The organism is Johnsonella ignava ATCC 51276 (genome assembly GCF_000235445.1).
Taxonomy (GTDB): domain Bacteria; phylum Bacillota; class Clostridia; order Lachnospirales; family Lachnospiraceae; genus Johnsonella; species Johnsonella ignava.
In genome coordinates, this window is sequence record NZ_JH378830.1 from 333501 (window position 1) to 346776 (window position 13276).

At 34.9% G+C, this 13276-nt stretch carries 12 protein-coding genes; all 12 read left to right on the forward strand.

Annotated elements, in window-relative coordinates; translation table 11 throughout:
- Positions 1 to 32: 32 nt before the first annotated feature.
- The 12 genes from mutL (at position 33) to HMPREF9333_RS12170 (ending at position 13259) form a co-directional block, all read left to right on the forward strand.
- Positions 33 to 1982: a DNA mismatch repair endonuclease MutL gene (gene mutL / locus HMPREF9333_RS03950; RefSeq protein ID WP_040882252.1), complete on the forward strand. Its 1950-nt coding sequence runs from the start codon at positions 33 to 35 to the stop codon at positions 1980 to 1982.
- 7 nt (positions 1983 to 1989) lie between these two features.
- Positions 1990 to 2928 (forward strand): tRNA (adenosine(37)-N6)-dimethylallyltransferase MiaA, encoded by a 939-nt coding sequence (gene miaA, locus HMPREF9333_RS03955; RefSeq protein WP_005539953.1) that lies wholly within the window; start codon positions 1990 to 1992, stop codon positions 2926 to 2928.
- Between the two features lie 105 nt (positions 2929 to 3033).
- Positions 3034 to 3633: a hypothetical protein gene (locus HMPREF9333_RS03960; protein ID WP_005539955.1), complete on the forward strand. Its 600-nt coding sequence runs from the start codon at positions 3034 to 3036 to the stop codon at positions 3631 to 3633.
- A gap of 85 nt (positions 3634 to 3718) precedes the next feature.
- The gene (locus tag HMPREF9333_RS03965) at positions 3719 to 5164 is read left to right on the forward strand and encodes an RsmB/NOP family class I SAM-dependent RNA methyltransferase (protein WP_005539957.1); all 1446 of its coding nucleotides are present in this window, start codon (positions 3719 to 3721) and stop codon (positions 5162 to 5164) included.
- Positions 5165 to 5274: 110 nt separating this feature from the next.
- The gene (locus HMPREF9333_RS03970; protein ID WP_005539958.1) at positions 5275 to 5949 is read left to right on the forward strand and encodes an HAD family hydrolase; all 675 of its coding nucleotides are present in this window, start codon (positions 5275 to 5277) and stop codon (positions 5947 to 5949) included.
- 91 nt (positions 5950 to 6040) lie between these two features.
- Positions 6041 to 6799, forward strand: coding sequence for an SDR family NAD(P)-dependent oxidoreductase (locus HMPREF9333_RS03975; RefSeq protein WP_005539959.1), 759 nt, complete (start codon positions 6041 to 6043; stop codon positions 6797 to 6799).
- Positions 6745 to 7854: an RluA family pseudouridine synthase gene (locus tag HMPREF9333_RS03980; protein WP_050798097.1), complete on the forward strand. Its 1110-nt coding sequence runs from the start codon at positions 6745 to 6747 to the stop codon at positions 7852 to 7854. Before HMPREF9333_RS03975 ends, HMPREF9333_RS03980 begins: the two co-directional genes overlap by 55 nt.
- A 59-nt stretch (positions 7855 to 7913) precedes the next feature.
- Positions 7914 to 8450, forward strand: a complete 537-nt coding sequence (locus HMPREF9333_RS03985; RefSeq protein WP_005539961.1) for a Holliday junction resolvase RecU — start codon at positions 7914 to 7916, stop codon at positions 8448 to 8450.
- Between the two features lie 22 nt (positions 8451 to 8472).
- Positions 8473 to 10332 (forward strand): TIGR03960 family B12-binding radical SAM protein, encoded by a 1860-nt coding sequence (locus tag HMPREF9333_RS03990; RefSeq protein WP_005539962.1) that lies wholly within the window; start codon positions 8473 to 8475, stop codon positions 10330 to 10332.
- Positions 10322 to 11074 (forward strand): TIGR03936 family radical SAM-associated protein, encoded by a 753-nt coding sequence (locus tag HMPREF9333_RS03995; RefSeq protein WP_040882256.1) that lies wholly within the window; start codon positions 10322 to 10324, stop codon positions 11072 to 11074. Before HMPREF9333_RS03990 ends, HMPREF9333_RS03995 begins: the two co-directional genes overlap by 11 nt.
- The gene (locus HMPREF9333_RS04000; RefSeq protein ID WP_005539964.1) at positions 11055 to 12272 is read left to right on the forward strand and encodes a ribonuclease E/G; all 1218 of its coding nucleotides are present in this window, start codon (positions 11055 to 11057) and stop codon (positions 12270 to 12272) included. Before HMPREF9333_RS03995 ends, HMPREF9333_RS04000 begins: the two co-directional genes overlap by 20 nt.
- A gap of 258 nt (positions 12273 to 12530) precedes the next feature.
- Positions 12531 to 13259, forward strand: coding sequence for a 3D domain-containing protein (locus HMPREF9333_RS12170; RefSeq protein WP_169311755.1), 729 nt, complete (start codon positions 12531 to 12533; stop codon positions 13257 to 13259).
- The last annotated feature ends 17 nt before the right edge of the window (positions 13260 to 13276 follow it).

A 13276-nucleotide genomic window follows, 5' to 3' on the forward strand; every position in this document is an offset into this window, starting at 1 on the left:
CATGCAAACTTTATATAATATGGGGTCTTATTATGATTGCAATACTTGATAAAAATACAATTGATAAAATAGCTGCAGGTGAAGTAATTGAAAGACCTGCTTCAATAGTTAAAGAGCTTCTTGAAAATGCACTTGACAGCGGTGCAAATGCAGTGAGTATAGAGATTAAGGACGGCGGCACAAGTCTGATAAGAGTAACCGACAATGGAAGCGGAATTAAAAAGAATGAAATAAAGACCGCTTTTTTAAGGCATGCAACAAGTAAAATAAAGTCCGCTTCAGACCTTGAGTCGGTTCTTACATTAGGTTTTAGAGGAGAAGCGCTCTCAAGCATAGCGGCAATATCAAAAACTGAGATACTGAGCAAAATGCGTGGAGAACTTATGGGAGCGAGATACTGTATTGAAGGCGGTTTTGACGTCGCTTTTGAAGATGTCGGTACACCTGAAGGAACTACCGTAATTGTAAGAGATGTATTTTTTAATATACCTGCCAGACGTAAATTTCTTAAATCCGATCGTACTGAAACGGCATATATAAGCGAACTTGTACAAAAATTGGCACTTTCAAACAGAAATATCACTTTTAAATATATAAATAATAATAAAATCCTGCTGCACACACAGGGTAACGGCAGTCTTAAGGATATAGTATACCAGATATACGGAAAAAATGCAGCCTCATCAATTTTAGAAATAAATTATGAAAATGAGAATATTAAAATAAGCGGCTGTGTAGGAAAGCCTGAGTTCTGCCTTGCAAACAGAAATATGGAGATTATATTTATAAATGGAAGGTATATAAAGGATAAGTATGTATCAAGGGGGATTGAGGACGGTTTTGCAGATAAGATGATGCAGCATAAATACCCGTTTGCTATATTATATATTACGACAGACACACATAGTGTTGATATAAATGTACATCCGGGAAAGCTTGAAGTAAGGTTTGAAGATCCTGAATATATATATAATGCTGTAAAAGATGCAGTATCAGAGGTGTTTAAGAATGAAGCTCTTATAAGGCAGGTTAAAATAAAAGATGAAAAGAAAGCAAATAATGAAAAATATTATAAATATGAACAAAAAAATGATTTAAAAGCTCCTTTAAAAAGTGATGTAAAGTATTATGCAGAAAAAAAGACAGCAGAAAAAATTCCTAAGCCTCCTGAACCGTTTGAAGTAAAAAGAAGTGCTGATAAAAATATAAATAATGCCACACATTATAATACTATCTACGATTCAATAATTAAAAAAGATGAGCACAAAAGTGAGCAGGATATTTACAAATCTGATATAAAAACAGATATTGATTTTAAAAATAATGATGTAACTGCCGAAACAGTCAGTGTTCCCCATAAAAAAAATAATTTTTCACAGGTAAGTTTTTTATCTGAGGAGGCAAAGCCCTATCACAGAATAGTCGGACAGCTATTTAACACTTATTGGATAATTGAATTTGATGATAAAATGTATTTTATAGATCAGCATGCGGCACATGAAAAGGTCATGTATGAAAAATTTCTTAAGCAGTACAAAGATGCACAGATAACCTCACAGCTTTTAAGTCCTCCTCTTATAATTACCTTAAGTGATATTGAAGCCGAGGCGGCTTATAGATATAGGGATTATTTGCTTAAGCTGGGTTTTGAGTTTGAGAATTTTGGAGGAAAGGATTATAGTGTAGGTGCTGTTCCTTCACTGCTGCCGTCAGTTTCAAAGGAATCCGTGTTTAAAGAAGTGCTGTCAGGACTTTCAGAGATAAATACCGATATGGAACCGATTTCAGTAATTGAAAAGATAGCCTCCATGTCATGTAAGGCTGCGGTTAAGGGGAATCAAAGACTTTCATATTCTGAAGCGGATAAACTTATAGATGAACTTTTAAGCCTTAAAAATCCTTATAACTGTCCGCATGGCAGACCTACTATAATTGAAATGACAAAATATGATCTTGAAAAAAAATTTAAGAGGATAGTCTAGTATTTATATGCTTAATAATAAAATCATAATAATTGCCGGACCTACTGCCGTAGGAAAAACTGCCGTTTCAATAAAACTTGCAAAAAGAATAGGTACTGAAATTATAAGTGCCGATTCAATGCAGGTTTACAGAGGTATGGATATAGGTACTGCAAAGATAACCCAAAAAGAGATGGAAGGTGTAAAACACCATCTTATAGATGTATTGTCTCCATTTGAAGATTTTAACATTACAATTTTTAAGGATATGGCAGAAAATGCGGTAAAGAACATCCATAGTGCAGGGAAAATACCTATAATCACGGGCGGAACCGGATTTTATATACAGTCGCTGATTTACGGTATTAATTTTGAAAAAAAAGCTTCCGGGTCCGATGATTTAAGAAATAAGCTTGACAGAGAATATGACTTATACGGAGCCGATTATATGCATAAAAAGCTTGCAGCCCTTGATCCTGAGTCGTCCTGCTTAATTCATAAAAACAATAAAAAAAGAATAATAAGAGCACTGGAGTATGTAATGCTTACAGGAGAGAAAATTTCGGAACATAACAGGATTCAAAAAGAAAACAAGCCCCTTTATGATTTTAAGTATTTTGTTTTAAATATGGACAGAAATACGCTTTATAAGAGGATTGATATAAGGGTTGACAAGATGATATCTGACGGTTTTGTTGATGAAGTCAGAACTCTTAAGGAGAAGGGACTTACATCTAACTATATTTCAATGCATGGAATAGGATATAGGCAGCTGCTTGATTATCTGGACGGAAAATACAGTTTTTCAGAATCGATAGACCTTATTAAAAAGGATACAAGACATTTTGCGAAACGTCAGCTTACATGGTTTAAACATGAAAAAGATGTTATATGGATTGATGTTTTAAGATATTCTGATAATAAAGAGGCACTTATTGACCATATTATGGAATATATTGATTTTTAACATTATTTAGACAGAGTGTTGTTTTGTAAAAAATCCTTATGGTAAAAACAAACAAAATAATGTATTATATAAATTATATAACAATTTTGTGATGGAGGTAAATTTATGAACAAAAAAATAATTAGTACGAATTCAAATACTAAAATAGTTCTTTTAGCCGCATTTGCAGCTTTTCTTGCAGCAGGTATATCATCAGCAGACATAAGTAAATTTAATACAGGTCCGCAATATAAAACTACAGCAGATTATACCGTTTTAGGAAAGGTAAACCGCATCGCTAAGAAAAAAGTACCTAAGATAAAACATACTACGCTTAATAAAAAAGAAATTGATACCGAAGGCTGGAACCGGGAAAAAGATGGAAGATGGTACTATATTCAAAATGGCAAGAGGATTGTTTCCTCGTGGATTAAAGATAATGAGCGCTGGTTCAGATTCAATGAACATGGAATACTTGAAGAAAACTCTCTTATAAATGTAAATGAAAAGTGGTATTATGCACAGCAGGGAGGATATATAGCTGAACATCAGTGGTTTTCAATTAACGGTAACTGGTATTATGCTGAAGACGGCGGATATCTTGCATGCAATTTATGGAGATATATAGACGGAAAGTGGTACCATTTTAATGAACGCTGTGAACTTTCTGTAAATACAACAATCGGTGATTACAGAGTAAATGAAAATGGGGAAAGAGTTGAATAAATTAATCCGGCATATGGTGAAAGAATTGATATGTCAGGAATATGAAAAATAAAATTTTAAATATAAAAGACGGAATATTATTTACATGCTTGATATTACAAATCTTCCAGAAAAATATCTTGAATCAATGAAAAAGCTTTTAGGCGGAGAATATCCGCTTTACATTGAAAGCCTTGGAAAAAAAGCATATTCAGGAGTAAGGGTAAATACATTAAAAATCGCTCCTCAGAGATTTAAGGAATTATTTAAAAATGATTTTAAGCCTGTACCATGGACATCAAACGGTTTTTATACAACTCAAAAAACAAGTTTGTCAAAAAATCCTTATTATCATGCCGGACTTTATTATTTGCAGGAACCTTCCGCTATGGCACCGGCTGCTTTAGCAGATATAAAACCTCATTCAAAGGTGCTTGATCTTTGTGCGGCACCCGGCGGCAAAAGTACTGAAGCCGCCGCAAGACTTGGAGGAGACGGGCTTCTTGTATCAAATGACATAAGTGCCACAAGGGCAAAAGCACTGCTTAAGAATCTGGAACTTACGGGTGCGGGAAATATAATTATCACTTGTGAAAAGCCTGAAAATCTGGTGAAATGTTTTAGCGGTTATTTTGACAGTATAATACTTGATGCACCATGTTCAGGGGAAGGGATGTTCAGAAAAGACAGGGCAGTGCTTGAAGAATATAAAAAGAGAGGACCTGAGGCATTTACTGCTATACAGGCACAACTGATTGATATAGCCTCGAGACTTTTAAAGCCCGGGGGAAGCATAATATATTCAACCTGTACATATTCTGTCGCCGAAAATGAGTATGTAGTAGGGGGCTTTTTAAGATTACATAATGATTTTTATCTTGAACCGATTGATATATATAAGGGATTTTATAATTCAACACACCTTGAAGGGTCTGTAAGACTTTTTCCTCACAGAATAGACGGAGAAGGGCATTTTATTGCAAAAATTAAAAGGCGCAAGAAAGATGAAGATACTGATATATATACATATGAAAAAGAAGATTTAAATCACTGTATCAATAAATATACTGATAGTAAAGTCTCTAAAAACAAATCTGTAATAACAAAGAAAAAACATGGAAAAAGGGTGGAAACAACATCTAAAATACCTGAAAGTTGTATGGAATTTCTTAAGCATATATACAGAAATTGGGATAGAGACAGATTTTATATAAACAGGGAATATATATATTATCTTCCCGAATTTTATGTTTTGGATAATAACCTGCACTATTTAAGGACGGGGCTTTTGCTGGGAAGAATAAAAAATTTAAGATTTGAACCGTCTCAGGCACTTGCTATGAATTTAAAAGCAGATGAATGGGATAATCCGCTTGATTTAGATATAGATGACAACAGGGTTATAAAATATCTTAAAGGTGAAACCATAGAAGATACAAAGCTATATGACGGCTTCAGGCTTGTATGTGTATGTGGCTATCCGCTTGGTTTTGTAAAGCAAAGCGGATACAAATGTAAAAACAAGTATTATCCCGGCTGGCGTATGACTTAGACAGGTAAAACAAATAAATTTGTCAATTAACCCGATATAACGCATAAAATGCAGCTGATTAAAATACAATATAGAAAATAAAGAGATATCGGATGATATGATTAAATATTATGAGTAAATATAAAGATATGATTATGCACATAAGAGATAATATAAAAACATGCCTATTTGACCTTGACGGCACACTTGTTGATTCTATGTGGATGTGGGGTGAGATAGACCGTGAATACCTTGCAAGATATGGAATTTCATGTCCTGACGGTATCGAAAGAGAGATAGAGGGCATGAGTTTTACAGAAACGGCAACCTATTTCAAAAATAAATTTGAACTTCATGATGAAGTTGACAAAATAAAGTCAGACTGGGAGGAAATGTCGGTTGATAAATACAAATATGAGGTCAAGTTAAAAAAGGGAGTATATGATTTTTTAAATTATATAAAAAGAAATGGCATAAAGACCGGAATTGCAACAAGCAATGGACGCAGAATGGTAGATGCGGTGCTTGAGTCGCTTAATATAAAGAAATATTTTGATACAGTAGTTACGGGCTGTGATGTTAAAAAAGGTAAGCCGTCTCCCGATATCTATCTGAGGGCGGCGGACATACTTTCAAGTGATGTAAAAAGCTGTCTTGTATTTGAAGATGTTCCGGCAGGAATTATGGCGGGAAAGGCGGCAGGCATGAGAGTATATGCGGTTGAAGATGATTTTTCACTTCATTTAAAGGAGGAAAAGATTCGACTTGCCGACGGATATATAGTTGACTACCGTGATATAATATAATTTAAAAATTACAGCAATAAATACTGTTGAGCAGTTATAATATGATGTAGGTGTCAAATACTTTTGACACCTACATCATTTGGAGGAATATATGAATATAGCAGTTATAACAGGGGCATCTTCAGGTATGGGATTACAGTTTGCACTTAAATTGAACAGTCTTGATAAGGACATTGATGAGTTTTGGTTGATTGCCAGAAGAAAAAAGCGGCTTGAGATTCTTTCACGAAAGCTTGGCTCAAAAACCAGGATATTTGCACTTGATCTTGAAAAAACCGCTTCAATAGAGGAACTTCAAAAAGATTTAAAAAACAATAACCCTAAAATTAAATATCTTGTAAATGCGGCAGGTTTCGGAATTATAGGTGATGTAGGTGAGTATGATATGAGGATTGAAGCTGAGATGCTGGATTTAAATGTAAGAGGTGTTACGCTGCTTACCAATATATGTCTTAAGTATATGTCAGAAGGATCTTCAATATTTATGTTAGCTTCGGCAGCTGCGTTTATGCCGCAGCCGGGATTTGCCGTTTATGCCGCTTCAAAGGCATATGTACTTTCTTATTCAAGAGCATTATCTAATGAGCTTAAAAAAAGAAAAATCAATGTAATTGCAGTATGCCCCGGACCGGTTTCAACAGAATTTTTTAAAAAAGCCGAAAAAAAACATAGTATGGCATTTTATAAAAAAATATTTATGGCAGATGCCCGGGCGGTAGTTTCAAGAGCAATCTCGGATTCACTGCTTAGGAGGTCCGTGTCGGTTTACGGCTTTGGTATGAATATATTCAGATTTTGTACAAAACTGATGCCGCATGGTTTTTTGATGAAAATTATAAAATTGAAGTAATGAGACAGATATATATAAATGAGTCGGATTCAGGTCAAAGACTTGATAAGCTGTTAAAAAAATATATGCCGGATATTCCTTTGAGCCTCATATATAAGATGCTTAGAAAGAAAAATATAGTCTTGAACTCAAAAAAAGCTGATGGTTCTGAAAGGTTATGTGCAGGTGATAATATAAAATTATGGCTTGCTGATGAATTTTTTGAAAAATCTGAAAACGTACATAAGTTAAATCCTATCGTTAAAAAGCAGGATAGAAAGGTGGGTAAGATGTATGAAAAGGATATGCTTACCGCAAAGGATATAGTATACGAAGATGCCGATATTATAATGATTAATAAACCGGTAGGCGTACTTTCACAAAAAGCCGCAAGCGGAGATATATCGGTAAATGAGCTTTTAATAAATTACCTTATAAAAAAGGGTGCTATTGATGAGGAAAAATTCAGGCTGTTCAGACCGTCGGCATGCAGCAGACTGGATAGAAATACAAGCGGGCTTTTGATATGTGCAAAAACCTATAAGGCGGCAAAAAAAATGAGTACGCTTATAAAGGAAAGACAGCTTGATAAAAGATATGTATGTATAGTTAAAGGCATTGTTAATGAAAAAAAAGTTATAAAGGGCTGGCTTTATAAAGATGGTTCAAATAATAAGGTTAAAATCGTAACTGCCGAGTTTCCAGACTCAAAATACATAGAGACGGAATATACCCCGCTTAGAAGCCTTGGAGGCATGACATTGCTTGAGGTTAGGCTGATTACCGGAAGGACGCATCAGATAAGAGCACATCTTGCTTCGATAGGGCATCAGATAGTAGGAGATAATAAATATTTTTCAAGTAAATCAAATGAAGATGTACAGGATTATAATACTAAAGACATAAATACCGTCAATACAAAGGCAGTGTTTAAAAAATACGGTTTCAGATACCAGCTGCTGCACTCATATACTATAAAAATGCCCGATATAACCGGTGAGTTTTCATATTTAAGCGGCAGAACATTTACTGCACCGATGCCTGAAATATTTGAAAAAATTATGCCGCTGCCATAACCGTTTTTATTATTTATCATTAAAAATATTATAGTATAAACTTATAGAAAGGCATAGGCATGGCAACATGGAAATCGAGAGGACTTAGGGGTTCAGCTCTTGAAGATATGATTAATTATACTAATGAGATTTATAAATCGGAAGGACTTGCACTTGTTCAAAAAATCCCTACACCTATAACTCCTGTTAATATAGACAGAACAAGCCGACATATTACTCTTGCATATTTTGATAAGAAAAGTACGGTTGATTATATAGGAGTTGTACAGGGTATACCTGTATGTTTTGATGCAAAGGAATGTGCAGCCGAGATATTTCCTCTCAGCAATGTGCATATACATCAGATGGAATTTATGAGAGCTTTTGAAAAGCAGGCAGGAACCGCCTTTTTAATAGTATTTTTTACATCAAAAAACGAAGCTTATTATATCCCTTTTTCTACACTTTCAGAATTCTGGCAGAGAATGCTTGATGGGGGTAAAAAAAGTTTTTCGTATAACGAGCTTGACAAGAGTCTTTTAATAAATATAAAAAACGACTTCATGCTGCATTACCTTGAACAGCTTGAGATTGATTTAAAAAACAGATATAGATGATAATTTAAGGGAAAAAGATTTTATGAGAAAACTTGCTTTAAGTGATAAACAGCTGCTGTCAGTTGAAAAACCTGCAAGATATATAGGCGGTGAGATGAATAGTGCCTGTAAAGAGTTGCATAGTGACATTATAAGATTTGTGATGTGCTTTCCTGATGTTTATGAGATAGGCATGAGTCATATAGGGATACAGATTTTATATGATATGTTTAATAAAAGAAATGATGTATTTTGTGAGAGGCTTTTTTCACCGTGGGTTGATCTTGACAGGCTCCTGCGTAAGGAAAATATACCTCTTTTTTCACTTGAGAGCCAGCAGCCTGTAAAGGAGGCTGATTTTTTAGGTATAACATTACAGTATGAGATGTGCTATACCAATATACTCCAGATTTTAGATTTGTCAGGCATACCTATACACTCATGTGAGCGTACCGATGATATGCCGATAGTTATAGGCGGCGGTCCATGTTCATATAATCCGGAGCCGCTTGCCGATTTTTTTGACATATTTTATATAGGCGAGGGTGAGGTAAGATATGATGAATTATTTGAACTTTATAAAAAATGCAAAAAGCTGAAAATTGCAAGGGGGGATTTTCTAAGGCTGGCATCACATATTGAAGGAATGTATGTACCGTGTTTGTATGAGGTGCAGTATGATAATGACGGTATTATAAGCAGTTTTAAACCCGTTTTTGATGATGTCCCTGAAATTGTAAAGAGGCAGATTGTAACCGATATGGACAAGGTGCATTTTATAAATAAGCCTGTAGTTCCGTTTATAAAAGTAACTCAGGATCGTGTTGTACTTGAACTTATGAGAGGCTGTATAAGAGGGTGCAGATTCTGTCAGGCGGGGTTTGTATACAGACCTTTAAGAGAACATTCTGTCGAGTACCTTAAAAATTATGCACTTACTATGCTTGAGATAACAGGTGCACAGGAGATATCACTCAGTTCATTAAGTTCAAGCGATTACAGCGGACTTTCGCAGCTGCTTGAGTTTCTTATAGAATATACCGGAAAGCACAATATAAATATATCACTGCCGTCTTTAAGGATAGATTCATTTTCTCTCGATATAATGAAAAGAGTTCAGGATATTAAAAAAAGTTCACTTACTTTTGCACCTGAAGCAGGTACGCAGAGACTGCGTGATGTTATTAATAAAGGCATAACACAAGAAGATATAATAGGTGGTGCCATGCAGGCTTTTAAAGGTGGCTGGAACAAGGTTAAGCTTTATTTTATGCTTGGGCTGCCCACTGAAAATGAAGATGATATAAAAGGGATCCCTTTACTATGTGAAAAGCTTGCGGAAAAATATTATGAAATCCCTAAAGATGAAAGAAACGGCAAGGTGCAGATAACTGCAAGCTCATCATTTTTTGTTCCTAAACCCTTTACTCCTTTTCAGTGGTCATCTATGTTAAAAAGAGAACAGTACCTTGAAAGGGCATATCTTGTTAAAGACACTTTAAAAGAACAGCTGAATAAAAAAAGTATAAAATATCAATACCATGATGCTGAAGTAACTGTACTTGAAGGTGTATTTGCAAGAGGAGACAGGAAGGTTTGTGCAGTTATAGAAGAAGCTTACAGGCTTGGAGCATTATATGATTCATGGTCTGATATGTTTGATAATGATATATGGATGCGGGCATTTAAAAATACAGGTGTTGATTATGAGTTTTATACTTTAAGAGAAAGGAAAGTTGATGAGGTGCTTCCTTGGGATTTTATTGATATAGGTGTTGACAAAAGTTTTTTAAAAAGAGAATGGGAAGCCGCCTGCAAAGACAAGGTTTCTCCGAATTGCAGGCAGGCATGTCTGGCATGCGGTGCGAGAAAGTTTAATTCGGGTGTATGCTGTGGACATTAGGATAAAATTTTCAAAAACCGGACATATGAGATTTGTAGGGCATCTTGATATAATGAGGTTTTTTCAGAAGGTTATGAGAAAATCCAATTTGCCGATTAAGTACAGTGAAGGTTTTTCACCTCATCAGATAATGTCATTTGCCGCTCCGCTGGGACTTGGTATTGAAGGACTTGGTGAATATATGGATATAGAGCTGTATGATGAGGCATGTGCCGGGCTAAAATCAGATGAAGCCGTAAAAATTCTTAATGAAAATATGTGTGAAGGAATGGAAGTGCTTTCATTTAGGCAGCTTAAAGGACCTAAAAAAAATGCCATGTCGTCTGTTGGACTTGCAGATTACATACTTCTATTTAATTTATCAGGTATAAATGATGAAGATAATATACAGTCGAATTTCTCAGAAAATGATTTCAGAAAATATCCGGAACTGCTTATGTCAAATGAGAGTCTTTTAATTGAAAAAAAAAGTAAGGATAAAGTAAAAGTACTTGACATTATGCCGTTTATAAGGCATATTGAATATACGAGAAATACGGTTGTAAATAAAAAGTCTTTTTATGGAGATATGATATTTATGAATATCACACAAGGAAGCACTGATAATTTAAAACCGGAGCTTGTTTTACAGGCGCTAAAAAAATATGGAAGCATGCCTGACATAAAATGCAGTATTATAAGAACAGAGCTTTATGATGAAGGGCATCGTAGTTTGGAGGACTATGGAGAGGATATCACATAAAATTATTATTACCAGGTATAACAAAAAGATCATTTCAATAGTCTATGTGAATGGCAAAGCGTATGATATAGATACACATATACTGGGTGAACCGCTTTTGAATTCCATACATGTAGCAAAGGTAAAAAATATAACCCCGAATATAGATGCGGCATTTCTTGATATATGTGTACAAAAAGATAATAGAGGAAGGAACATGAAATGCTTCTACAGCCTAAATGATAATAAAAGTCATCTCTACCTTGATAAAATGCCTCACAGCAATCTGAAAGAGGGAGATGATATACTTGTACAGGTAATAAAGGAATCTGCAAAATCTAAAGTACCTATTACAAGTTCACATATATCACTTAGCGGTATATATGCAGTGGTATCAATAGGTAGGGGGAGGATTCATTTTTCATCAAAGATTAAGGACGGTGAATGGAAGCAGGAGATGTCTGAGGCTTTAAAGGAATATCTTGATGCGGACATTGATATACTTTTAAGGACAAATGCCTACAATGTTGATAAGGCACTTATTATAAATGATATAAAAACATATAAAGAAAAGCTTGGAGATATCTTTGAAAAGGCGGCTTACAGGACTTCACCCAGCTTTTTATATTCATCAGATAAAAGTTATATAAGTATGGTAAAAAAGTATCTCAACTCAGGGCTTATGGAGATACTTACCGATATTGAGCCTATTTATAATGAGATAAGGCAGTTTGTTGAATATCATGACAGCAGCTATCTGCCACGAATACGGTTTTATAATGATCTTCTTCAACCGCTTTCAAAGCTTTACAGCATAGAAACTCTCCTTTCTGAGGTACTTACTAAAAAGGTCTGGCTTAAGTCAGGGGCATATATAGTAATAGAATATACTGAGGGGCTTACTGTGATTGATGTAAACACCGGAAAACGCAGCAATAAGGGAAGTGCAAATGAAAATGCAAAACGTACAAACATTGAAGCTGCTATTGAGATTGCAAGACAACTTAGGTTAAGGAATATTTCAGGAATAGTGGTAGTGGATTTTATAGATATGAATACAAAACAGGATCAGGACGAGCTTTTTTGTATTATAAGCGATGAATTAAAAAAGGATCCGCTTAAAGCAGTTGCAGTTGATATAACCGCACTTAACTTAGTGGAAATAACAAGACAGAAGATAAAGAAGCCGCTATATGAGCAATTCATGCTTGACATATAGTACAATCTCTGGTATACATATTCATACATAAGCAACATATTCTTAATATTTCGTAACATTTATAATTTTTGCAGATCTTTAAGTCTATGTATGCAGTACTTTATGGTGCATCGGTATTAGCTGCCTATATAGTCGCTTATGTATATTTTGTTGTATAAAAGGAAGGAAATCAATATAGTGTTAAAAAAATCTTTATGTTTAATTTTGTCTATATTCATGTATATACTTACATTTAGCTTCGCAGCAGTTTCTCCGGGTATGTACGAAGTTTATGCCGATGAATACAGCTCATATGTCGGTAAATTAAATGTGAGTGCATACAGTGATAATCTAAAGACCTTTTACGGTGAAAAGCCCGTTGCAGGAAGGACTGTGTCTGCAAAATTAAGCATGTTTGATATGGGAGAAAATATAAAGATAGGTGATAAGGTTTATAGAGTTGAATCAACTCTTGCGGAAAATGCTTCTGAAAATATAATGGTTTATTGCGACAGTAAAGATGCCGCAATAAAGTATGGACTTAAAACTGAAAAGGTTTACAGAAAGTCCCCATCGGAAAGAACTGCCGCTAAAAAGGATTCCACGTCAAATTCGAAGAAGTCCTCACAGGAAACCAAAAAAACAGCACAAAAGTCAAAATCAGGAAGTGAAAAGGAAACGTCAGGTTCAAAGTCCGTGAGTACACATATATCCGGTAAATCTTTAGGCAAGTTCCAGATTACTGCATATTGCAACTGCCCTATATGTTCAGGACAGTTTGCCGGAAAAGCTACAAGCAGTGGTGTTATGCCAAAGGAAGGGCGTACCATAGCGGTAGATCCTTCAGTTATATCTATTGGAAGCAAAGTAGTAATAGATGGAGTTACCTATACTGCGGAAGATACAGGAAGCGGAATATATGGTAACAGGATAGACATATATTTTACCGATCATGCACAGGCACAATCATATGGTCTTAAGACCAAGGAAGTATTTGCCGCACAATAATAAAATATAATATAATT